At 65.1% G+C, this 23,722-nt stretch carries 20 protein-coding genes; 8 read left to right on the top strand and 12 right to left on the bottom strand.

Translation table 11 applies throughout. The features are described from left to right. From GXY33_01630 to GXY33_01645, 4 genes are read left to right on the top strand one after another with little or no spacing between them, the layout of a single operon-like run. Entirely contained in the window at positions 1 to 753 is a 753-nt protein-coding gene (locus tag GXY33_01630) for a DUF4129 domain-containing protein (GenBank protein ID NLX03823.1), read from the top strand. Continuing rightward, positions 728 to 1,996, top strand: coding sequence for a DUF4350 domain-containing protein (locus GXY33_01635; protein NLX03824.1), 1,269 nt, complete (start codon positions 728 to 730; stop codon positions 1,994 to 1,996). The genes GXY33_01630 and GXY33_01635 overlap by 26 nt, the downstream gene beginning before the upstream one ends. Next, a complete protein-coding gene (locus tag GXY33_01640; GenBank protein ID NLX03825.1) occupies positions 1,974 to 2,930 on the top strand; it encodes a MoxR family ATPase in 957 nt (318 codons plus the stop codon). Before GXY33_01635 ends, GXY33_01640 begins: the two co-directional genes overlap by 23 nt. Then, on the top strand, positions 2,931 to 4,238 hold the full coding sequence (locus GXY33_01645) for a DUF58 domain-containing protein (protein NLX03826.1): 1,308 nt from the start codon (positions 2,931 to 2,933) through the stop codon (positions 4,236 to 4,238). Here the strand turns inward: GXY33_01645 and GXY33_01650 are convergent. The 5 genes from GXY33_01650 to pheT all read right to left on the bottom strand — a co-directional run bounded on the left by GXY33_01650 (position 4,216) and on the right by pheT (position 9,901). Then, on the bottom strand, positions 4,216 to 5,217 hold the full coding sequence (locus GXY33_01650) for a stage II sporulation protein M (protein ID NLX03827.1): 1,002 nt from the start codon (positions 5,215 to 5,217) through the stop codon (positions 4,216 to 4,218). The genes GXY33_01645 and GXY33_01650 overlap by 23 nt on opposite strands. Continuing rightward, positions 5,214 to 6,020 carry an RDD family protein gene (locus GXY33_01655; protein NLX03828.1) on the bottom strand — a complete coding sequence of 269 codons (807 nt, stop codon included), beginning with the start codon at positions 6,018 to 6,020 and terminating at the stop codon, positions 5,214 to 5,216. Before GXY33_01655 ends, GXY33_01650 begins: the two co-directional genes overlap by 4 nt. Before the next feature lie 98 nt (positions 6,021 to 6,118). After that, positions 6,119 to 6,823 (bottom strand): hypothetical protein, encoded by a 705-nt coding sequence (locus GXY33_01660; protein ID NLX03829.1) that lies wholly within the window; start codon positions 6,821 to 6,823, stop codon positions 6,119 to 6,121. A gap of 308 nt (positions 6,824 to 7,131) precedes the next feature. Continuing rightward, positions 7,132 to 7,860 carry a hypothetical protein gene (locus tag GXY33_01665; protein NLX03830.1) on the bottom strand — a complete coding sequence of 243 codons (729 nt, stop codon included), beginning with the start codon at positions 7,858 to 7,860 and terminating at the stop codon, positions 7,132 to 7,134. A gap of 22 nt (positions 7,861 to 7,882) precedes the next feature. Then, a complete protein-coding gene (pheT, locus tag GXY33_01670; GenBank protein ID NLX03831.1) occupies positions 7,883 to 9,901 on the bottom strand; it encodes a phenylalanine--tRNA ligase subunit beta in 2,019 nt (672 codons plus the stop codon). Between the two features lie 211 nt (positions 9,902 to 10,112). Between pheT and GXY33_01675 the strand changes: the two genes are divergently transcribed. Further along, positions 10,113 to 12,416 carry a response regulator gene (locus GXY33_01675; protein NLX03832.1) on the top strand — a complete coding sequence of 768 codons (2,304 nt, stop codon included), beginning with the start codon at positions 10,113 to 10,115 and terminating at the stop codon, positions 12,414 to 12,416. A 408-nt stretch (positions 12,417 to 12,824) separates the two neighbouring features. Continuing rightward, a complete protein-coding gene (locus GXY33_01680; protein ID NLX03833.1) occupies positions 12,825 to 14,558 on the top strand; it encodes a PAS domain S-box protein in 1,734 nt (577 codons plus the stop codon). Positions 14,559 to 14,567: 9 nt separating this feature from the next. Here GXY33_01680 and GXY33_01685 read toward each other — a convergent pair whose 3' ends face one another. The 7 genes from GXY33_01685 to tatA all read right to left on the bottom strand — a co-directional run bounded on the left by GXY33_01685 (position 14,568) and on the right by tatA (position 19,336). After that, positions 14,568 to 14,927, bottom strand: coding sequence for a peptide chain release factor-like protein (locus GXY33_01685; GenBank protein NLX03834.1), 360 nt, complete (start codon positions 14,925 to 14,927; stop codon positions 14,568 to 14,570). A 31-nt stretch (positions 14,928 to 14,958) separates the two neighbouring features. Further along, the gene (locus tag GXY33_01690) at positions 14,959 to 15,102 is read right to left on the bottom strand and encodes a hypothetical protein (protein ID NLX03835.1); all 144 of its coding nucleotides are present in this window, start codon (positions 15,100 to 15,102) and stop codon (positions 14,959 to 14,961) included. 107 nt (positions 15,103 to 15,209) lie between these two features. Beyond that, positions 15,210 to 16,199 carry a DUF362 domain-containing protein gene (locus GXY33_01695; protein NLX03836.1) on the bottom strand — a complete coding sequence of 330 codons (990 nt, stop codon included), beginning with the start codon at positions 16,197 to 16,199 and terminating at the stop codon, positions 15,210 to 15,212. After that, entirely contained in the window at positions 16,186 to 17,127 is a 942-nt protein-coding gene (locus GXY33_01700; protein ID NLX03837.1) for a hypothetical protein, read from the bottom strand. Before GXY33_01700 ends, GXY33_01695 begins: the two co-directional genes overlap by 14 nt. Next, complete coding sequence (locus tag GXY33_01705; GenBank protein ID NLX03838.1) at positions 17,124 to 18,260, bottom strand: hypothetical protein; 1,137 nt, start codon at positions 18,258 to 18,260, stop codon at positions 17,124 to 17,126. Before GXY33_01705 ends, GXY33_01700 begins: the two co-directional genes overlap by 4 nt. Before the next feature lie 72 nt (positions 18,261 to 18,332). Further along, complete coding sequence (gene tatC / locus GXY33_01710) at positions 18,333 to 19,118, bottom strand: twin-arginine translocase subunit TatC (protein ID NLX03839.1); 786 nt, start codon at positions 19,116 to 19,118, stop codon at positions 18,333 to 18,335. After that, on the bottom strand, positions 19,118 to 19,336 hold the full coding sequence (gene tatA, locus GXY33_01715; GenBank protein ID NLX03840.1) for a twin-arginine translocase TatA/TatE family subunit: 219 nt from the start codon (positions 19,334 to 19,336) through the stop codon (positions 19,118 to 19,120). The genes tatC and tatA overlap by 1 nt, the downstream gene beginning before the upstream one ends. Before the next feature lie 250 nt (positions 19,337 to 19,586). On the opposite strand from tatA, the gene GXY33_01720 reads away from it, so the two are divergent. Both GXY33_01720 and gdhA read left to right on the top strand, forming a co-directional pair. Beyond that, complete coding sequence (locus GXY33_01720) at positions 19,587 to 22,184, top strand: pyruvate, phosphate dikinase (protein NLX03841.1); 2,598 nt, start codon at positions 19,587 to 19,589, stop codon at positions 22,182 to 22,184. Positions 22,185 to 22,378: 194 nt separating this feature from the next. Further along, positions 22,379 to 23,719 (top strand): NADP-specific glutamate dehydrogenase, encoded by a 1,341-nt coding sequence (gene gdhA, locus GXY33_01725; GenBank protein NLX03842.1) that lies wholly within the window; start codon positions 22,379 to 22,381, stop codon positions 23,717 to 23,719. The last annotated feature ends 3 nt before the right edge of the window (positions 23,720 to 23,722 follow it).

Here is a 23,722-nt window from a genome sequence, read left to right on the forward strand (position 1 = left end):
ATGACGATCGGATCGCTTCACAGCGGTTCGCGCCGGACCCGGTATCGCCGGCCGGTGAAGCTTCTTGCGCTGGTGCTGGCGTTGTGGGCGACCGGACGGGCGTCGGGCCAGGTGTCCGAGGGGCCGGGCTCTTACAGCCGCCCGGAGGTCGGTGCGATCCGCAGCGAGGTGCGGGACATTCTCGCCGACCCGCGCTACGCCCCTCGCCAGTCGCTCTGGCAGATCATCACCGAGTGGTTCAGGGAAAGGTTCTCGGATTGGAACGCCCCACATATCCCCGAATCCCTGGCCAGGGTCCTGTGGACGATTCTGCTGGTCTGGGCCATACTGGCGCTGGTGGCGATCCTGGCCCACCTGATCTGGACGATCGCCGTCTTGTGGCCGCGTCGACGGCGAGAAGAGGCGGAGGCGGGCCCGCTCGGCGATCTGAGGAACCGGGGCTACCAGGACCTCGTCTCGGCCATGGCGGACAGCGCAGCCAAGGGCGATTTCCGCCATGCCGCCGCGCTGATGATGCTGGCCTTGCTCCAGTGGCTCGACGCCCGCCGCCTCGTCCGCTTCCACGAGAGCAAGACCAACGGCGACTACGTGCGGGAGTACCCGCCCGAGCGGGCAAGTCGGCGCGGCCTCCGGCAATTCGTGAACGTGTTCGACCGGGCGATCTACGGCGGGAACGTCTGCGATCGCGCGACCTACGAGCAAATGCACGCGATGTTTCAGGAATTCCATGAGCAGGTCCGGCAAGAGTCATAGAGACGAATACCTGATCCTGATCGTCCTGGGTCTGGTGGTGATTGGGACGACCGCGCTGCTGACGATGGACCGGTGGAGGGACGGCGCGGCGTCCAAGCGGCCCTATCCGAGCACCTACTCCAACACTCCCGAAGGAATGCGGGTCTATCACACGCTGCTGGACCGGCTGAGCCTGAAGGCCAAGCGGAACGAGTCGCCGCTGTTTCACGAGGAACTGGCCGAAGTCGACGTGCTGTTCCTGCTGAACCCGGTCTCGCGGGTGGACAGAATGGAACGGGAAGAACTCGACGAATGGCTGCGAGCGGGCGGAGTGCTGGTAACGTCCGACCCATCGTCGGTCGATCTGGCCAGGACGGTGGTCATGCAGAGCGAGGAACGTCCGCAGCCGTTTCCCCGCCGATCGCCGCCTCGCGACCTCGCCGACGTGACCGCGGTCGCGGAGAACGAGCCGGATCTGCCGCTGGCCCGCGACGTCTCTTCCATCGCCACCGTCAGCCCCGCTACGCTGGACATCCAGCCGCAGGACCCGCCGCGGACCTCGGGCCAGGTCGAGCGGCTTTTCGCGGACGAGCGAGGGCTTCGCGTCGCCGCTGCGCCCGTCGGCCGCGGCTGGGTGATCGCGCTGGCCGACTCCTCGTTCCTCAACAACGGCTGGATCGGCCTGGCCGACAATGCAGTCCTGGCGGTCAATCTCGCCGCCTACGCCCGGAATCTGGCGCGTGGCCCGAACGTAAGCTTCGACGAATACCACAACGGGTTCGGCCGGCGTCTCTCCGGCTGGTCGATCATGTGGGCGATGCTGCTGGAGACCGCCGCCGGATGGGCGGTCCTGTCGCTGACCGCAGCGGGCATACTGTATTTGTTCTACCGCGGACGGCGATTTGGCAGCCGCTATCCGCTGGAGCGGCGACGACGGCGGTCCAAGCTGGAGTACATCCAGTCGGTGGCAACGACGTACCAGGCGGCTGGGGCCAACCGCCTGACCTTCGGGCATCTCTATCAGCGCCTGCGCCGGCGACTGGCCGCCGCGGTCGGACTTCCCCCTTCCGCGGACAGCGGCGACGTGGCCGCCGCCCTCGCGCGGCGGATGGAGCAGCCGGCTCAGCGATACGATGCGGTCCTGCGGCAATGCGACGCAGCCATGGCCCAGCGGCGTCTGTCGAACGGACAACTGCGGCAACTGACGGCCGAACTGGCCGCGATTGAACTGGAGGTTTTGCATGGAAATCAGGCAGGCCAATGAGCTCGCCAACCGGGTGGTGGCGGAACTGGGCAAGGTGGTGGTCGGGCAGACCGGCCCGATCGAACAGATGACCGCGGTGCTGCTGGCCGGAGGACACGCCCTGCTCGAAGGGGTGCCGGGCACGGCCAAGACGCTGCTGGCGCGGGCCCTCTCGCACGCCACGGGCAGCCAGTTTCGACGGGTCCAGTTCACCCCCGACCTGATGCCCTCCGACATCCTCGGAGTCAACATCTACAACACCGCGACCGGGCAGTTCGCGTTTCGTCCCGGGCCCGTCTTCGCCGACCTGCTGCTCGCCGATGAGATCAACCGTGCCCCGGCCAAGACCCAGTCGGCCCTGCTCGAAGCGATGCAGGAGCACCAGGTGACCATCGACGGGGTCTCGCACCCGATGTCGCCGGTGTTCACCGTCTTCGCCACCCAGAACCCGATCGAGTTTGAAGGCACCTACCCGCTGCCCGAGGCGCAGGTGGACCGGTTCATGATGAAAATCCTTGTCGACTATCCGACCGAGGAACATGAGACGGCGATCCTGGACAAGGTGGAAAGCGGCTTTGACGCGTCCGACCTTCAGACGGCCCGTATCGAGACGGTCTTGGACCCAGCCGTCCTGGCCGAGCTGCGACAGACGGTGCGGAACGTGCGCGTCGAGGAGATGGTGCGACGCTACGTGACGCAGATCGTCCGGGCCACCCGCTCCATGCCGCAGATCTCGCTGGGAGCCAGTCCGCGGGCGGCGGTGCTGCTGATGCTGGCGGCCAAGGCGGCGGCGGTGATCGCCGATCGAAACTACGTGACGCCCGACGACGTCAAGGCCATGGCCGCGCCCGTGCTCCGCCATCGGATGCTGCTGCTGCCGGAACTCGAGGTCGAAGGCCGCACCAGCGACGACTGCATCGCCGAATTGCTTCTGAAAGTTGAGGTGCCGCGGTAAATGGTCCCTTCGCCGCGACTGATCATCCTGGTGCTCGCCGCCGTGCCCATCTTCCTGGGCGGGGCGATCTACGGTCCGCTGGCCGCGGTGGGATTGATCTACGCAGCGGCGCTGGGACTCTACGCCCTGATCGACCTGCTGCTTCTGCCGCGCCGGCGGAGCATCGTCATCCGGCGCCTGGCCCCTTCGCGAGTCTCGCTGGCTTCGCCGACTCCGGTGCGATTCGAGATCGAGAACAACACGCGCCGCCGGCTGACGCTCCTGCTGGCCGAGGACCTGCCCGCCGTGATGCGGACCGACCCCGATCCGTGCCGGACAATCATCGCAGCCGGAGGCCGCGCCACCGTCGAATACCGTCTGACCGCCAGGAAACGCGGACGATACCGGTTGGATCGCGTGGACGTCCGCGCCCTGCCCGCGGGCGGACTTTTCTATCGGCAGTTCGCCCTGCACCTGCCGGCCGAGGTGCAGGTCTTCCCCAACCTGGTCAACGTCCGCAAGTACGAGCTTCTGCTGCGGCGAGGCCTGACCGCCGAAGGCATCATGCGCCTGCGCCAGTTCGGGCAGGGCGCCGAGTTCGAGAGCCTGCGCCAGTACGCGGACGGCGACGACATGGCCCGGATCGACTGGAAGGCCACCGCCAAACGCTCGCGGCTGATCGTCCGGAACTTCGAGCCTGAACGCCAGCAGAGCGTGCTGGTGGCGATTGACGTGGGACGGGCCACCGCCGGCGAGTTCGCCGGCCTCAGCCGCCTCGACTACCTGATCAACGCCGCCCTGATGCTCGGCTACGTCTCGCTCCGCCAGGGCGACTGGTTCAGCCTCGTCGCCTTCAGCGACCGGATCGAAAGCTACCTGCCGCCGCTGCGCGGAATCAAAAACATCGACCGCGTGGCCCGGTCGCTCTACGCCCTCGAACCGCGGCTGGTCGAATCCGACTACGGCGGAGCCTGCCGCTTCCTCGGCCTGCGTAACCGCAAGCGAAGCCTGATCTGCGTCATGACCGACATCATCGACCGCCAGGCCAGCGACATCCTGATCGCCTACATGGCCCGGTTCGCCAGGCACCACCTGCCGCTGGCGGTCACGCTGGCCAACCCCGAGGTCCGACAACTCGCGGACCGCCCGCTGGCCCGCAGCGACGATCTCTACGCCCAAGCGGTGGCGATGGACGTCCTGAACGCACGCGAAGAGGCCCTCACGGGCATGCGGCGAATGGGTATCTCGGTGCTCGACGTCCCGCCCGACGCCCTCACGCCCGAACTGATCAACCGCTACGTGCTGATCAAGTCAACGCAGCGTCTCTAAGGCCCGTCGGCTCGGGACCGCGAGCCGTCAACAGCACGTAAGCCAACGCACCGCCGCCCAGCAGAACTCCCAGCAGAATCTTCAGCCCACCCGGCAGATACGACGGAGTAATCAGCGTCTCAACCAGGCCCGCGACCACGAACATCGGAATCGTGCCCAACACCAGCAGGACCGCCTCGAGCCCCCCCTGCCGCAACGACTCCCGCCGGGTCAACCGTCCCGGCAGGGCCAACGAAATGCCAAGCCGCAACCCCGCGCCCGATGAAACGAGAATCGCAAAAATCTCCAGAATCCCGTGCCCGGCGATGAACGACCAGAACTCGTAGCTCAATTGATGGCTGGCAAAGTGCCCGGCAAATCCGCCCAGCATGATCGCGTTGAACAGCACGATATAGCACGTGCCGATCCCCGCGGTTATCCCGAGGGCGAAGGCCACGAACGAAACCCGGATGTTGTTCGTCACGATCCCCGTGGCCATCGGCGGCTTGTCCATATGCCGGAACCGTTCGCTGATGTCCTCAGCCGTGACCTCCTCGCTGCCGTCCACCATGTCGAATTCGAACGGCACCAGCCGGTACGCCGTCGAAGGACGCATCACCACGCTCGCATACGCCCCCAAACCGCCAACCAGAAATATCACCACCGCCAGAACCACGTAAGCCCACAGCCGCCGAAACAGCCGCGGATAGTCCCAGCGAAAGAACCGCCAGATCGCCAGCAGAGGCCGCGGACGTGCGCCGCGATACAGATGGCTGTGCGCCTGAACCGCCAGCCGGTTGATCCGGCTTTGGGTCGTGGGGTCCAGATGATAGAGCCGGGCCCGCGCCACATCCACCGCCACCGCCGGGTACAGCCGGGTCAACTCGTGCAGTTGCTCCTCGCTCAGCGTCCCAACGCCACGCCGGCCCATCGCCTCAAGCAACTCCTCAAGCCGGTCCCAGGCCGGACCCCGCGTTTCCAGGAATCGAGCCGCCGTCATGGCTGCGCCTCCGGAGGCTTCTCCGACTGCTCAGCCCGGCGGGCCTTGTCCATCAGTTCATCCACGTAGGCCTCCATGACCACCACCGACATCTCCGGCAGTTGCACGCCAAGCCGGGCCAGAATCGGCGCCAGCAGCTTGGGCAACACCCGCTCGCGGGCCTCCAGACTCAGCTCCGTGCGACGGATGTGGTAATTGGCAATGACCCGGTACTCCTGCGGGGTCAGCGACGTGGCCCGCAGCGCCGCCGGACTCATCGCCGCCTCCCACTCCTTGGGCGTCGTCCGGTCGCTGAAGGCCGAGTAGTCCGTCGCCTGCTCCGAGATCACCACCGTCCCAGCCGCCAGATCGCCCAGACGCTGCACCTTTCTGGTCAGGAACATCGTCACACCGGCCACGCCGTAGCCGAAAGGCATCAGATCGACGATCCGCAGCAGATTCCGCGTCGCCACCTCCGCAAAACCCACGCCACCTCCGCCCTCCCTCACCACGCGAATCCGCATGTGCCGCTTGCCCGGCGTCTGACCGTTCCACCAGTATTCGAACAAAATGGGATAGCCCCAAAACATCAGGAAAAGGACAACGACCATGAACGCCACCGCCCAGGCTTGCATGTTGAAGGCGGCGCCCACCGAGTTGATGCCAGAAGCCAGAAGCAGCAGAAGAAAGCCTATGAAGAAGACCAGAAACATGATGATCACGTCGATCACCCCTGCCACCAGTCGGGAACCGATGCCCGCAAGCCGCTGCTCCAGCTCGACGTTTTCCGGAGTCTCGATCAGATCGAAATCCTGTTCCTGCATTGTTCCGTCCTTGCCGCCTGAAACCGCCCGCGATCATACCATCAGCGGATCGGCCGGGCAAGCAGCCACCGCGGATGAGCTTCACGACGGCATCCCGCTCAGCGGCCGGACAATAGCTTCGGCGAAAGGCTCAGGAACAGCAACGGCAGCACGGTCAGGAGAAAACACGGGATGCCGAAGAACAGCGCCGGCGGCACTTCGTGGAACTGGCGGGCCTGCCCGGTCCAGTCGTCGAACAGGAACAGGTCGCCGAGGCCGAAGGTCTCCTCGCGGCCGATCGAAAGCCACAGCTTGTCCGCTGCGTCCCCGTTCGGCCACGCGACCACGTAATAGCGCCCGCTCTGCGGCAGCGTCACTGTCACCTCCTTGACAATCCACGAAGTCGTATCGGTGAACGTCTCATGAAAGACCCGCGGATCGCTCACGTCCTCGGTGGTAAAGACCCGGCCGCCCAAGCCTTCCGGCGTGTCGAACGGCAGGTCGATCGGCTCGAAACCCGATCCCAGCAGGGCGAAACTCGGCCGATAGTCAGCCAAACGATCAATCTTGGGCAAACCCAGTTGCAGAAAAACCTCAAACCCCGCATCGGCCACGAACGTGAGCCACAGCCGCAGCTCTTGCCCCTGTAATTCGTAGTACACCACCTGCGAGACCGCCGGCCGGTCGATCTGGATGGCGTTTTGCCACGCCGAAGCGTCGCCGTCAGGAAAGACCGGCCGGTGAGCCGTCGCCGTCCCGCCCCAGCAGATCGCCCAGAAAACCGCCGCCAGCCCCACGCTCAATCTGCGTCGCATCGCGTTCATGGTCGATCCCCCATAATGACCCTTAGATAATCATAGTCTCCCAAGCCCTACGTTGGGTTTCTTCACCCCATACGGGCGTTTTCACTGCGTCACCTGCCCCATCTATCAGGTCACAAACCGCGTTCAGACCCTATAAAACGGGTATGAGCTCGTGGCACGGCGTTTGCACAATTGGTCATCCAGAGAAACGGTACGGAAGAATTGGAGGCCCAAAAATGTGGATGCGATTTCTGATCGGCGCGGTCGTCCTGTTGGCGATGTTCCTGGTCACCACCCTCTTCCTGTGAGACGCAAGCGATGGATGACACTCAGGACAAGCGGATCAGTATGGCGACCAACAGGATCCCCGCCAGAACAGCCCCAACGATGCCCGTGATGAACATGACCTTCATCATGCCCATCGCCCTCCCAGCCATGCCGAGAAAGCGGTTGTTCAGGTCGTAAACGCCGGTGATGCCTTCCTTGAGATCCTCAAGGGCCTTCTGCTGCGTCTCGCCCACCCGCACCAGGCTGGCCAGATTGTGGCCGAGCTGCTCGAGGTTTTCCAGCATCGCCCGGTCGGCCTGGGCGTGGCTCTGCATCTGGTCCTCGATCATCTCGAGCTTTTCCGACTGCTCGCGGTAGGATTTGGGCAGGGCGTCCAGGGTCGAACTCAGCTTCTCGTTGGCCTGGCCCATCCGATCGAGCTTGCCGGAGATCTGCTCCATCATGCGAAGCTGCTGGCCGATCAGGTCGGGCATGGGCCGAAGCGAATCGGCGATCCGCTCCGAGATCGGGCGGTGGCTCCTGAGGTACTCCGAAAGCTGGTTGAACGACTCCTCGATTCGCGACCGGACCTGGGCCAGTTCGCCGGAATACTGTTCGAGCTGGCGGGCCAGTTCCTGGCCTCGAAACCATCGTCGCCAGCCGCCGGCGGAATCCTCATCCGGCTCGCCCGGCCCTTCCGCCTGGGTCCCCGGTTCGTCCGGCATTTCGCCGGCTTCGTCCCGGCGGTTGGTCAGTCGCTTCCAGAGATTCGGCTTCTTCTCATCCGTCATGACCGCGTCCTCCCGGTCGGACTCAGCTTGCCCGCAGAACGGCCTTACAGCGGTTCTGCAGGGCCTCGGTAATGGCCTGCTGGTACTGGTCGACCTGCTCGTGGGTCAGGCTTCGCTCCGGATGGCGAAACTCCAGGGTCAGGAAGATGCTCTTCTTGCCCGGCGCAACCTGCTTGCCGCGGAACAGCTCGTTGAAGCGGATGGTCTGAAGCTCCTCGATGTGCAACTCGTGAATGGTCCGCTCGATCCGGTCCCAGGTAATCGGCTCATCGACCACAATCGACAAATCCCGTTCGATCGCCGGGTATTTGGCCAGCGGCTGATAGACCGGCGTGGTCCGCGGCAGTTCCAGCAGCAGTTTAAAGTCGATCTCGGCCACGCACACCGGCTTGCGGAGATCGAACTGCTTGCGGATCGCCGGCGAGATCGATCCGGCGATGCCCAGCCGCACCTCGCCCAGCCACACCTCCGCCGACTGGTCCGGCAGGAACCACTTGAGCGGCACGGGCTTAAGTCGCAGCTCACCGGGTCGGCCCAGCAGATCGGCTACGTGCTCCAGCGCCCCGCTCACCACGCGAAGTTCGCGCATCGAGACCATCGCCAGGTGGATCCGCTCCTTGGGCAGCCCGCCGTCTTGCGGCGGCGGATAGACCCGCGCGATCTCGTACAACTCGCACAGGCGGTTGCCCACGTTCTGGTTGAGCCGCGACGACTCCAGCAGCGACGGCGCCAGCGTGCAGCGAAGCACGTTGTCCGCCCGCCGCTGATGATCGGCCACCGTCAGCATCCGGTCGGTCTCGACCTCCGTGAACAGCCCCGCCGTCTCCGGCGAGACCAGCGACACCGTCATCGCCTCGTTGAACCCCGCCTGGTTCAGGCCGTCGGAAACCAGATCGGTCACGATCTCCTGGCGGCTGCGACGCTGGGCGGCGATCCGGATCGTCTCGCGCATCGGCACCTTGTCGTAACCCCAGATGCGGCCGACCTCCTCGACCAGGTCGATCGGACGGGTCACGTCGCGACGCCGATGCGGCGGCACTTCGACCGCGAACCCCCCTTCGACCGGCTCGACCGCAAAGCCGAGACTCGTCAGTATCTGCTGAACCGCCGCCCGAGGCGCCTCGATGCCCAGGATGCGCTGAATCAGGGCCATCGGCAGGGTCAACTGCGCCGGCTTGAACGGCTCGGCCCAGACGTCCACCATGCCGCGGGCGATCTGGCCGCCCGCCGTCTCGACGATCAACCGGGCCGCCCGGCGCGACGCCCACTCGGTGGCCACCGGATCGACTCCGCGTTCGAACCGGTACGACGATTCGGAATGCAGATTGAGCTGCCGCGCGGTGCGGCGAACGCACAGCGGGTCGAACTCCGCGCTCTCCAGCAGCACGGTCGTGGTCGTCGCGGAAACCTCCGTCTCAAGCCCGCCCATCACGCCCGCCACCGCCACCGGCCGACGGGCGTCGGCGATGATCAGGTTGCGGTCGGACAGCTCGTGCTGCGAACCGTCGATGGCCACGATCGTCTCGCCGCCGCGAGCCCGGCGAACGATGATCCTATGCTCAGCCAGCTTCGCACAGTCGAACGCGTGCAGCGGCTGGCCAATCTCGAACATCACGTAGTTGGTCACGTCGACGACGTTATTGACGCTCCGCACCCCGACCGCCTCGAGCCGCCCGACCAGCCACGCCGGCGATGGCCCGATCTTAACGCCCTCGATCACCCGGGCGGTGTACCGCGGACACAGGTCCGGATCATCCACCCGCACCGAACAGAGCCTGGCCGCCTCGGCTGGGCTTTCCTTCAGTTCGATCTGCGGGAGCCGCAGCGTCCGTCCCAACACCGCCGCCGCCTCGCGGGCCAGCCCGATCACGCCCAGGCAATCCGGCCGGTTGCTGGTCACCTCCACGTCCAGAACCGCCTGGTCGCCCTCGCCAATCAACTCTTCGAGGCTCAGGCCCGACTTGGTCAGCCGCTCGGCCAACTCCTCAGCCGAGCAATCCACATCCACATATTCCTTGAGCCACTCAAGTGGTGCTTTCATTCCATCAAACTCCCTGCATCGGACGGAAACTCGTATGAATACTTTATTGTCTTGCCTCCCGCAATTCCACACAAGGCAAAAATCATCGGGGCCAAGGGCTTGAGCGGGCAACGGCGTACAGAAAAACCGAGGGTTGTCAAAGTCGCGATTTGGCTGTACAATTGCACGTATTCAGGGTGGTTGGCAGCTTCCAGGGTGCGGGAGGATCAGGGTGAGTGGGACGTTTCGCCAGAACCCGTTGGCGGATGGCACGTCAAAACGACTGAGTGAAAAGCCCGCCGTGCTTGTCGTGGATGATGAGGAATCGATCCGCGAGACTCTGCGGGTGGTCCTGGAGAACCAGGGCTACCGGGTCGAGACCGCCGAGACGGCTCAGCAGGCCTTGAAGGCTGCGGAACTGGCCCGCATCCATTCCGTTCTGCTCGATATCCACCTGCCGGATGCTGGGGGAATGGACCTGCTCGAACCGCTGAAGCACACCAACCCGGACATGGGCGTCCTGATCCTGACCGGTAACGCCTCGGTGGAGACGGCGGCCGAGGCCGTCCGGCGCGGGGCCTGGCGGTATCTGACCAAACCGCTGAACCTCGACCAGGTCCTTCAGGCGGTTCGGGAATCCGTCGAGAGACAGCGGCAACTCCAGCTTCAGCGCGAGACCCAGGACGAACTCGAGTGCCGGGTCCGCCAGCGGACTCAGGAACTCGCCGAGGCCAACGCCGCCCTGCGGAAGGAAATCGAGGAACGCAAGCGGTCGGAACGCGAGCTGGCCGCCGTCCGCGAGGAACTGGCGGCAGAGCTTAAGGAGATGGTCCGTTTGCACGAATTGGGCACGCGGCTCTCGCCCGAGGTCGATTTCAACGAACTCCTTCGGGAGATCCTGGAGGCGTCGGTGTCGCTGCTGGGCTCGACAATGGGCTGCATTCAGTTGCTGGATCATCGGCGCAACGTGCTGACGATGGACGCGGCCATCGGCTACGGTCCGGGATACGCCGACCTCTTCTGCGAGGCGCATCCCGGTTTTGCGGCCTGCGGCTGCGCCTGGCGGCGCGGGGCCCGCGTGATTATCGAAGACGTGCGGTCCGACCCGGTCTACGCCGAACGCGGATTGCGGGCGGCGGCCGCGAGGGCCGGCTACCGTGCGGTCTGCTCGACCCCGCTGTTCACCCGAACGGGCGAATTCCTGGGCACGCTGTCGGTCAATTTCCGCCAACCGCACCGTCCGAGCGACCGGGAGTTGAGGCACCTGGACCTGTACGCCCGACAGGCGGCTGAGATCATCGAGGCGGCAAGCCGCCGGCTCGAGCGCGAACGGATCGAGCAGCGGCTTGAGGTCCTGGTCCACGAGCGCACAGCGGAGTTGGGCAAGGCCTACGACCGGCTTCGCGACGAGTTGGAGTGGCGTCAGGTCGCCGAACGGGCACTCCGGGAGTCCGAACGGAAATACCGCATGATCGTGGAGAACTCGCCGCTGGGTATCTGTCACTTCGACGCCGGCGGCGTGATCACCGCCGGCAACGAGGCGCTGCTCCAGATGCTCGACGGCGACCGGAAAGACCTGATCGGGTCCGAACTGCTCGCCCGGATGGCCGATCCGCAGATGCGCGAAGCGATTCAGGCCGTTCTGGCCGGCCGCTGCGCCACCTACGACGGCCGATACACCTCCATGCTCACCGGCAAGACGCTGTCCCTCAGCGCCCACCTTGCCCCGATCCAGGACGATGAAGGTGTGATCCAGGGCGGCGTGGCGATCCTTCAGGACGTCAGCGCCCGCCGCGAAGCCGAGCAAGCCCTGCATCGCCGCAGCGAGGAGTTGGCCCGGTCGAACGCCGATCTCCAGAAGTTCGCCTACATCGCCTCGCACGACCTGCAGGAGCCGCTCCGGATGGTCGCCTCGTTTCTCGGGTTGATCCAGCATCGCTACGGCGGGCGGCTCGACGGCGACGCCGACACGTACATCAACCAGGCCGTCGAGGGGGCCCGGCGGATGCAGGCGCTGATCCGCGGACTGCTGGCCTACTCGCGGTTGAGCACCCAGAGCCACCCACGGGCGGCCGTCTCGTGCCGCAAGGTCCTCGAACAGGTCCTGAGCAACCTTCAGTCCCGCATCGATGAAACCGGGGCGAAGGTGCTCTACGACGCGATGCCGACTCTGAAGGCCGACGAAATCCAGCTCGTCCAGCTCTTCCAGAACCTGATCGAAAACGCCCTCAAGTTCCGGGGCAACGGCGACCCGGAGATTCGGATCACCGCCGAAAACCGTGACGGCGGCTGGCACTTCTGCGTCCGCGACAACGGCATCGGCTTCGAACCGGAGTACGCGGAACGCATCTTCGTCATCTTCCAGCGGCTGCACTCCCAGGACCGCTACCCGGGCGCCGGCATCGGGCTGGCCGTCTGCAAACGGATCGTCGAGCGACACGGAGGACGAATCTGGGTCGAGTCCGACCGCGGCCGGGGCGCCAGCTTCCACTTCGTGATTCCGCAACAGGCCGCCGAGGGCGATCTACCGCAATAACCCCGTCTTTCCATGCCGGCCGGACCAGGCGCGCCGCCGCCGGAGTCGGTTTATCGGACCCCTGCGAATTCGTCGAGATTTCACTTGGCAAAACGCTGAGTTGTGGTAAAATGCCGGCATCATCGGGACGGACCGTTGGCGCTGTAACAGCGGGAACGGGGGGCGGAAGGCGGATGCCGACGCACGTTCCACAGGTCTTTCCAACAACACGGTACGGTAGACAGAACTGTCCGATTGGCGGGCCGGGCAGTCGGTAGTGAGGCGCCATGGGCGACGCTCGGTTTGCAGACCGACCCGTCGGCTGTGGCGACGCAGTGTGTGAACGTTGGACCGTGCCGCTACGACGCTCCTGGTGGAGCCGCAAGCACACCATGTTTTCAGCAAGAGATTTGCGCCAGGGAGTCGGGCATGAGCAACCAGGAACTAACCAAGCGATTCCAAGCCGTCGAAGGAATGGTGCGCAGCCTGCGCGACAAGTGCGGCCAAAACCTGCCCGAGCAACTCCTCGACGACGTCACGGCCGAGTTGCTCCGCATCCGTCATGACCTGGACGCGGTCTGGAAGGGCCAGCAGGACCTCCAGCGGCAGGTCCACCAGAGCAGCGAGAAGATCCTCCAGAGCAACCGCCAGCTCGAACGCGAACTCGAATGGCGTCAGGTGGTGGAAAACGCCCTCACCGAGTCGGAGCAGAAGTACCGGGCAATCTTCGAGAACTCACCGGCGGGAATCGCCCACTTCGACCGGACGGGAAAAATCACAGCGGTCAACCATGCCCTGCCGCAACTGCTGGGCCGGACCCGCGAAGACCTGATGGGCCTGTGCGTGTCCGAACGCATCCGCGATCCGCAGATGCGCGCCGCCTACGACGAGTGCATGGCCGGCCGCACGGGCCACTGGGAAGGTTGGCACAAACCCGGTTCCGGTGACAAGGCCCGCTACTGGCGGGTGAAGTTCGCTCCGGTCTTCGCCGACACCGGCGAACTGGCCGGAGGTACGGCGATCATGGAGGACGCCACCGCGGCCAAACAGGCCCAGGAAGACCTCGAGGCCAGCGAACAGCGATTTCGCCTGCTCTTCGACCGCGGTCCGGACCCCTACGTCCTGGCCGACTCGGAGGGCCGGCTCGTCGACGTCAACCGGGCCGTGGTGGACATGAGCGGGTACCCCCGCGAGGAACTGGTCGGCCGGCTCTTCCACGAGCTGGACGTGCTGCCGGCCCCGCAGGCCCAGCAGGCCCGCCGGCTGCTCGGGGTCACGCGGGACCGGACGGCGGCGGAAACCCGCGAGTTCACCATCCAGCGGCGGGACGGAAGACGGCGCATCATCGAGGCCAATGCCTTTCCGGTCGCCCTCGACGGCCAGACCCTCTACCTGGTGACCGCTCGCGACGTGACCGAACGGCGGCAGACCGAACAGGCCCTGCGCCGGCGCACCGAGGAACTGGCCCGCTCGAACGCCGAGCTTCAGAAGTTCGCCTACGTGGCCTCGCACGACCTCCAGGAACCGCTTCGAACGATCACCAGCTTCGTCCAGCTCCTGGAAATCCGCTACAAGGAAAAACTGGGCCCGGAGGCCGACCAGTACATCCAACTGGTGGTCGACTCGGCCCTGCGGCTCCAGCGGCTGATCCGAGACCTGCTGGATTTCTCACGCGTCCACACCCGCGGCAAGCCCTTCCTGCCCACCGCCGCCGGGCCCGTCCTCAAGCGGGCCGTCGAGAACCTGGAGGAGCGAATCCGCGACGCCGGCGCCCGGATCACCGCCGACGAGTTGCCGGTGGTCGTCTGCGACGAGGCCCAACTCCTCCAGCTCTTCCAGCACCTGATCGACAACGCGATCAAATTCCGCGGCGAGCGACCGCCGGCCATCCACATCTGGGCCCGGCGTCAGGAAAACCAGTGGCTCTTCTGCGTCCGCGACAACGGCATCGGCATCCCCGCCGAGTACGCCGACCGGGTCTTCGTGATCTTCCAGCGGCTCCACACCCGCCAGGACTACCCCGGCACCGGAATCGGATTGGCCATCTGCAAGAAGATCATCGAGCGCCACCACGGCAGGATCTGGTTCGAGTCGGTCCCCGGACAGGAAACCACCTTCTGTTTCACCGTTCCGGATCACCAGCAGTACGCGACGCTCTGCTGAGAGAGTAGCTCAGCCGCCGTTCCCCCGCTTCGAGCGGCGCTGGCGACGCTGTTTCTGCTTGCGAATCTTCTCCTGCCGGATCGCCTCGGGACTGGCGTCCCCGAGTTGCCGCGACTCGAGCAGTTCGCAAAGCCGCCGACGCGCGTAGAAACGGTTGAGCCGCTGGCTCCGCGACTGCTGCATCTTGACTTCCAAGCCGGTGGGCAGATGCTTGAGGCGCACGCAGCTGCTCGTGCGGTTGACCTTCTGGCCGCCCGGCCCCTGAGAGCGAATGAAACGCTCCTGAAGCTGCGACTCATCGAGACCGCACGCCGTCATCCGCGCGCGAAGCGCCTCGGCTGTTCGCGGTGAAACGCCGAAGTCCAGCATCGTACCCCCCTGCCGCTATGGCCGACCGGGTCTACTGACCCGCAGCCGGCAGCGCGGTCAGACCCAGCAGGGCCAGCAGCGGTCCGATCAGGCAGGTCGCGCAGCAACCGGGCAGCATGACCAGAGCCACCGCCGCGATCGTCAGCACCTTCACGCTCGTCATCATACGCTTCATCGATTGACTCCTTTCAATAGGAACGGCATCCATATGCCGGACATCATTTTGCCATTGATCGGACGATTTGAAAACAGAAAAATTCCGAAGCAAATGAGAGGATGCGGTCAGACGACGGCCTCGGCAAAACCCGCAAGGGCGCGATAGTCCATCGTCCCAACCTCACGCTGCTGGGCCAGCGGGATGAACCGAACGTCGGCGGGCTTGAGATTGAGCATTTCCGCTCCGAACGCGTCGATCGCCACCTGGTCGGTCGAAACCGCCACCGTCTCGCCCGGAACCACGTCGTCGGCGCTGCCGCCGGTCGGGCCGTTGCGCATCAGCTTGCGCGTGCCGTCAAGCACCACCAGCGTCGGTGTGATGAACCGCCCGAGCTCGACGATCACCGGGTGAATCTGCTGGTGAAAGCGGCTGCGCGATCCGCCGAAGAACCCGTACCAGTTCTTCATCGCCAGCGACGCCAGCGAGAGGTTGTGCGACTTGACCGTCGGCACGCCGATCAGCTTGTCACACCACCGCAGCGGCTCATCGAACATCTCCCACGTGCCGATCGTCCCGTCGTTGACCCGCACCGGCCGGAAGTCCGACGGCGCGGGCAGCCACACCCGTCCGCCCGCCTGCTCCACCGGCTCGAACAACTCCGCCCGCGTGAAACTCGTACGGGCGTCGCTCACCGGATAATCGGTCACCGCCACCTCGCCCGCTCCCGCCTCGTAGCAGAGCCGCACCACCTCGCCGACCACCTCCGGCGAACTCGTCGCCCCGACCCACGGCGACCGCGCAAACGCGCAGTTCACCTTGATCAAGACCTTCTCGCCGCGGCCGACGAACCGGCCCATGCCCCCCGCCAGTTCGACCGCCCTGCGGGTGATCGCTCGGCCATCCGCGCCGCGAGCCACCGCGAAAACGCCCTCGGTGCCCGGCACGCGAAACGGCCGCACCGGCCCTGCCGCCTTGCCCGCGGGAATCACGTGGCGATTGAGGAAATACGCTCCAGCCCCCAGCGTCACCCCTGCCGCGGCCGAGGCGGTAACCAGCTTCGAAAAAAACTCCCGCCGCGAAATCCGCTGATCCTGGTTGTCCTCACGCTCCGCCATCGCCGTCCTCGAAGGATCCAAAGAGCTTCCGCAGAAACTCCGCCGCCTCCTGCTCCGACAGTTCGCCGGTCAGCCCAAACGCCGCATCGCCACGCCGCGCCACCAGCAGCCGCCGGCCGAAGAAATCCGCCTGAAAACGATTCTCATCCCGCTGCAACACCTCGCCGCCGAACTCCGCCAGTTCTTCACCCAGCGCAGCCAGAAACGCCGAACCGTCATCATCGCCCAAGCGCTTCACGAATGCCTCGACCTCTTTCCCACCGAGCCGGTAACCCGCCGAAAAACTCCCCGCCAGCGACTCCAGGCCAAGCATGCCCTCCCGGTTGAAACGCAGGCTCCCCTCCACCCGGTCGGCCTGCGGCAGACGCTCGATCGTGCCGCCCACGCCGCCCGAAGCCGGAAGACCGCTCACGATCTTCTGGAGCAATCCCACCGCCAGCGCGATCTCCGCCTCGCGACGAACCGGCATCACCGACACGTAATGCCGCCCCCCCATCGCCCGCACCAAACCCTCCGAGGCGTCCGCCATCAGGCCCACGTTGATTGACATCGCGCCGCCCGGCGTCTCATCCAGGAACACGCCCAGCGCCGCATCGCTGTTCTTCATCGTGTAAACGTACACGTCGTAGCTTTCCGCCCCCATCGTCACCGTGGCAAAGTCCAGTTGCTCGACCCCGTGCCGCTCGAACAGCGAGACCCGCCCGTTGATCTTCTCGTAGATCCGCTCGGCTGGGTAACGCTCCCATCCCTCAGCCGTCGCGCCCTCGGGAAGCTGGTACGAAGGGGCCGCCGTCGCCACCACGACCGCGACCGGCCGACCGCGGATCACCGCCGCCGCCACCACGATCAGCACCGCCAGCAAAACCAACGAGACAACGCGCTCGCGTCGCGGCGGCTCCTGGCCTCGGCTCACCGTCCGGCCGCTCAACTGAACACGTCCTTCGATCGGCGGACAAAGCTCCGCACCGGCACCCGGTTCGGACAGACCCGCTCGCACCGCCCGCAATCGCGACAGCCCTCGGCGTTGACCGACGCGGGAATCGCCGCATAGCTCAGCCGGCCCGCGTCCAAGTCCCGCATCGTGTCCACGTAATAATCGACACTGCGAACGATGTCGTTGACCGCCAAGCCGCCCGGACACGCCAGCGTGCACGTCCCGCACATCGCGCATCGTCCGATCGCCGCCAACTCAGCCTCATGAACCACCCGTTCCATCTCGGCCTGCGTGGGCTTCTCCTCGCGCTGGACGATCTCAACGAAGATCTTGACCGACTTGAGCTTGCGCATCCCCTTGCAGATCGTCGTCGTCGCCTTGTCCTCCAACAGCACCTTCACCGTGGCCGGATCGTCCTCGCTCACCCTCGTCTTCATCAGCACCAGCCCGATGTCCTTCTTGCCGGCCTGCTCGAAGACCGCCTCGAATTCCTTCCGCTGGGCGACGTTGTAGGCGGGCATCAGGCAGTCGTACCACCCGGTGCGGATCGCCGCCTCCAGGCAGGGCTGCACCTGCCCGTGCGAAGTCACGCCCAGAAACTCCACCTTGCCCGCCTTCTTAAGCCGGTCGAACGTCGCCTTGACCGTCTCAGCCTCGACCGCCGGCGGGCTGTGAATGTCGAAGAACAGCACGTCGATCCGCTGGCGATCCAGAATCTTCAGCGCCTTCTCGACCGTCTCGTCGGCCGCGGAGGTCGGCGGACACTTCAAGCCGATATAGACGCCCTTGGCCTTCTCCTTGAGCTCCTTGAAGGCGGCCGCGACCTCGTGGATCGCCTGACCGTAACCGAGCGAAACGTGGATGAAGTTGACCCCCTGCTCGACCGCGTACCGGACGACGTACCGGCTCGCCCCGATCGAACCCAGGCTGATCTCGCTGATCTTCAGCTTCGTCCGGCCCAGCGTCCGGGTCCGCAGCGGCCCGTCGTACGCCTTCTCCTTCTCACCCTCAGCCGGCTTGCTCGTCGGCGTCTGGCCCAGGCCCTGACCCGCCATCGCGGCCCCGAGCACTCCCGTGCCGATCAGCCGGGCCGACTGGCCCAAAAACTCCCGTCGCGTCCCCTTCATGTCCATTCCTTTCCCGCAGCGTGATGCGAAGTATCTCTATGACAAAATTCTAGCTTCCACGCCGCTCCGCCTCTAGCCCTTCGGTTCGATGGCCCTGACCGTCAGGATGGAAATCTCATACAAACCCACCATCGGACCGGCCAGCAGCAACTGAGAGATCACGTCCGGTGGCGTCAGGATCGCCGCCACCACGAAGATACCGAAAATCGCGTACTTCCGCTGACGGGCCAGCCACCCGCTGCTGACCAGGCCCAGCTTGGCCAGCAGCGCCGCCGCCACCGGCATCTCAAACGCCAGTCCGAACGATAAAAGCATCAGCACCACAAACGAAAGGTAATCGCCGATCGTCCACTCCGGCCGCACGCCGAGGTACTGCGTGTAGTTCCAGAAAAACTTCAGGCAGATCGGCAGGACCGTAAAGTAGGCGAATACCACCCCCACAAAGAAGAACACCACGCCCATCCCGAAAATCGGCAGCGACGCCCGCCGCTCCGACCGCGTCAATCCCGGCGACACGAATAGCCACAACTGGTAGAAAACAAACGGACTTGCGATCAGCACCCCGACCAGCAGCGCCGCCTTGACCCCCACCACAAACGTCTCCGCCGGCCGCAGCGCCCGAAGCAGCGCCTCCTGCGATTCGGCCGACCCGGCCGCCACCCGCAGAAACGGCCTCTGGAGAATCCCCACCACGTCCTTGGCGAAGTAGAAGCAGCCGCCGGTCGCGATGACCACCGCGATAATGCACTTGATCAGCACCCACCGCAGGTCTTCCAGATGCTCGCCGAACGACTTGACCTCCTGTGGTGAGTCATCCCGCCGAACGCTCCGCCGCGATGGGGAAACCTCGTCGCTCATCACTCGGTCCGATCGGGCCCTGATCCGCCCTTTTCGTCCTTGGACGGCTCGTGCGATTCGGCATCGTTGAGGGCGTCTTTGGTCCCCTTCTTGAACTCCGTGATCGACCGCCCCATCGACCGGGCCAGTTCTGGCAGACGCCTGGCCCCGAAGAGCAGAAGGGCCAGAACCAGAATGATAATCAACTCCTGCGGCCCGAGGTTGAATAAAGCCAACATAACTACCCGCCTTATAAGAACATGCGGCTCCGCCGGAAGCGGCGGAAAACCTGGATCGCCGTAGCGCGCCGACCGTCCGTGACGGAACGTTTATCAGTGTCTCTAAAATCCTACCACCCCATGCCCTGCATGTCAACCAGACGCCAACTCGCTGCGACCCAGGACACCCCGATGCTGGACATCCAGCCGGATCGAAGATAGCCTTACCGTGGGATTTCCTCGAACCTCCGATGAAAGGGCGCAGATCGCCATGGAAAACAAGCAGATGAGCTCCGGACTTCCCGGACTGGACCGCGCGCTGGGCGGCGTGCTGGCGGGCGACAACATCGTCTGGCTGGTCGACTCGATCGACGATTACCTGCGTTTCGTCCGGCCGTACTGCGAATATGCCGCAGCCACTCAGAAAAAGCTGGTCTACTTCCGCTTCGCCCGCCACGAACCGCTGGTGACCCAAGACATGGGAGCCGAAATCCACGAGTTGCAGCCGGAGCACGGCTTCGAGGCCTTCCTCACCCAGATCCACGACGTGATCGAAAACGCCGGCCGCGGCGCGTACTACGTATTCGACTGCCTCTCGGACCTCCTGGCCGACTGGTACAGCGACCAGATGCTCGCCAACTTCTTCGTGCTCACCTGCCCGTACCTCTTCGACCTGGACACCGTCGCGTTCTTCGCCCTCCTCCGCGACCACCACTCCTCCCAGGCCACCTCGCCGATCATCGAGACCACCCAGCTCTTCCTCGACGTCTACCGCCACAAGGACCGCCTCTACGTCTACCCGATCAAGGTCCAACACCGCTACTCGCCGACCATGTACATGCTGCACGGATGGCAGGGCGACGAGTTCGTGCCCGTCGCCGACAGCGCCACCATCTCCGAAATCCTCTCGTCGCGCCCGCCGCTGGAGCTTGAGACCGGTTCGCGACGGCTGGACGCCTGGAGCCGCACCTTCGCCGAGGCCGAGCACCTCCGCGACAACCCCCACGCCCGCGAATGCTCCGTCGAAGAGGGCACGCGATACTTCGACCGCCTCCTGCGGATGGCGATCTCGCGCGAGCAGCGGATGCTGGACCTGACCGGCCGCTATTTCACCATGTCCGATCTGATCGGCGTCGGACGGCGAATGATCGGCACCGGCCTGATCGGCGGCAAAGCCGTCGGCCTGCTCCTGGCCCGGGCCATCCTCCGCAAGGAAGACCCGCGCTGGGCCGACCTGCTCGAGGTCCACGACTCCTTCTACGTCGCCTCGGACGTCTTCTACACCTTCCTCGTCCGCAACGGCTGCTGGTGGGTCCGCGAGGGCCTGCACGACCCGGAGAACTTCCTGCGGGCCGCCAAGGAAGGCCGGCGGCTGATCCTTCGCGGCGTGTTCCCCGACTACCTGGTCAAGGAATTCTCCGACATGCTCGACTACTTCGGGCAGTCGCCGATCATCGTCCGCTCCAGCAGCCTCCTCGAAGACAACTTCGGCAACGCCTTCGCCGGCAAGTACGAGAGCGTCTTCTGCGCCAACCAGGGCTCGCGGGCCAAGCGGCTCGAAGACTTCATGTCCGCCGTCCGCACCGTCTACGCCAGCGCCATGAGCGAAAACGCCCTGCGCTACCGGGCCGAGCGCGGCCTGCTCGACCGCGATGAACAGATGTCGCTGCTGGTCCAGCGGGTCTCCGGCTCGCTGCACGGCCACCTGTTCTACCCCCACCTGGCGGGCGTCGGGCTTTCCTACAATCCGTACGTCTGGAACGAGTACATCGACCCGGAGGCGGGGATGATCCGCCTGGTCTTCGGCCTCGGCACCCGCGCGGTCGACCGCACCGACGACGACTACACCCGCCTGGTGGCCCTCAACGCCCCCGATCGTCAGCCCGAAGCGTCGGCGGACCAGGCCCGTCGTCACGCCCAGCGGAAGGTCGACGTGCTCGAACTCGGGGCCAACCAGCTTGTGGCGATGGACTTCCGCGACGTGGTCCGCCAGTCGCCCGCACTGCCCATCGAAAAAATCGCCTCCCGCGACCCAGCCGCCGAAGCCCTGGCCCGCGAGCGAAAGCGCGACCTGTTCACCTGGAACCTGACCTTCGACCAACTGCTCAACGAGACCGATTTCGTCCGCGACATGCGCGAAATGCTGGCCATCCTCAACCGGGCGTACCACTACCCGGTCGACGTCGAATTCACCGCCAACTTCCTTCCGGACCAGACCTATCGGATCAATCTGCTCCAGTGCCGGCCGCTCCAGGTCTCCGGCAGCACCGGAACCGCCGAACCGCCCGCTGACATTCCCGCCGACCGCCTCATCTTCGAGAGCCGCGGCCCGGTCATCGGCCCCAGCCGCATCGACCGGATCGACCGCCTGATCTTCGTCTCCCCCGCCGGCTACAGCCGACTGCCCCTCCAGGAGCAGTACGCCATCGCCCGCCTCGTCGGCCGGGTCGTCCACGCCGAAGGCCCCAACGACTCGCGGACCATCATGCTCCTGGGCCCCGGCCGTTGGGGCACGTCCACCCCGTCCCTCGGCGTCCCCGTCTCCTTCGCCGAAATCAACCAGGCCGCCGTCCTCTGCGAACTGGTGACCATGCGCGAGGACCTGGTGCCCGACGTCTCACTGGGCACCCACTTCTTCAGCGATCTGGTCGAACGCGACATCCTCTACCTGGCCATCTTCCCCGGCCGCGAAGGCCACCGCTTCCTCGAAAACTCCTTCCACCAGAGGCCCAACCGCCTGGCCGAACTGGTCCCCGACGCCCCCGATGCCTACGCCGAGATCGTCAAGGTCATTGACGTGGAGCGCCACCTGCTCGTCAACGCCAACGCGGTCAAACAGCGGGCCGTCTGCTACCTCGAAAAGCCCTGACGCCGCCGCCGGCCAGTCACGAGAGCTTATCCTGAGCGTGACTACTATAGGCAAATCTTATGCGTACTATAATAAGCTAACATAATAATGTTCATGTTGACTTTAAGCAGTTGTTATACTACACTTAGTCTTTTGGCAGGACAGGCGCAGAGTCTGATCGACTCGTAGAGCCGCAACGGTAAAGGAGCACGCACATGTCTCGGTTTGTTGACAGTTTCATGGAGAAGCTCATCGCCAAGAACCCGGGGGAACCGGAGTTCCATCAGGCGGTGCGCGAAGTCGTTGAATCGGTGATGCCGATTGTCGAGTCCACCCCCCGCTACAAGCAAGGCAAGATCCTCGAACGGATCGTCGAGCCGGAACGGGTCATCATGTTCCGCGTTCCCTGGCAGGACGACAAGGGGCAGATCCACATCGATCGCGGGTTCCGTGTGGAAATGAACAGCGCCATCGGCCCCTACAAGGGCGGATTGCGGTTCCACCCCACCGTCTACCTGGGCCTCGTGAAGTTCCTGGCCTTCGAGCAGGTCTTCAAGAACAGCCTGACCACCCTGCCGATGGGCGGCGCCAAGGGCGGCTCCGACTTCGACCCCAAGGGCAAGAGCGATGACGAGGTGATGCGGTTCTGCCAGAGCTTCATGAGCGAGATGTTCCGGCACATCGGCCCCCACACCGACGTGCCAGCCGGCGACATCGGCGTCGGGTCGCGCGAGATCGGCTTCCTCTTCGGCCAGTACAAACGGCTGACCAACGAGTTCACCGGCGTCCTGACCGGCAAGAAGCTCGGCTGGGGCGGCTCGCTGATCCGTCCGGAAGCCACCGGCTACGGAGCCACCTACTTCGCTCAGGAAATGCTGGCCACCCGATTCGACACGTTCCAGGGCAAGACCGTCACCGTCTCCGGGGCCGGCAACGTCGCCCAGTACACGGTCGAGAAGGTCAACCAGCTCGGCGGCAAGTGCGTCACCCTCTCCGACTCCGACGGCACCATCGTCGATATGGACGGCATCAACGACGAAAAACTCGCGTGGGTCATGGACCTCAAAAACGTCCGCCGCGGACGCATCCGCGAGTACGCCGACCACTTCAAGGGCGCCAAGTACCTCGCCGGTCAGCGGCCGTGGTCCGTCCCCTGCCAGGTCGCCTTCCCCAGCGCCACCCAGAACGAAATCACCGAAGACGACGCCAGGACCCTCGTCAAGAACGGCTGCATCTGCGTCTCCGAAGGCGCCAACATGCCGACCGTCCCAGCCGGCGTGGATGTCTTCCTCGAAGCCAAAATCCTCTACGGGCCAGGCAAGGCCGCCAACGCCGGCGGCGTGGCCACCTCGGGTCTCGAAATGGCACAGAACGCCATGCACGTGAACTGGATCCGCGATGAGGTCGATGAGCGACTCAAGGACATCATGACCGCCATCCACGAAGCCTGCGTCACCTACGGCAAAGACGGCGACTTCGTCGACTACGTCAAGGGCGCCAACGTCGCCGGGTTCGTCAAGGTGGCCGACGCCATGATCGACCAGGGCCTCGTCTAGCCG

The sequence above is a fragment of the Phycisphaerae bacterium genome (assembly GCA_012729815.1).
In the GTDB taxonomy this organism is placed as follows: domain Bacteria; phylum Planctomycetota; class Phycisphaerae; order JAAYCJ01; family JAAYCJ01; genus JAAYCJ01.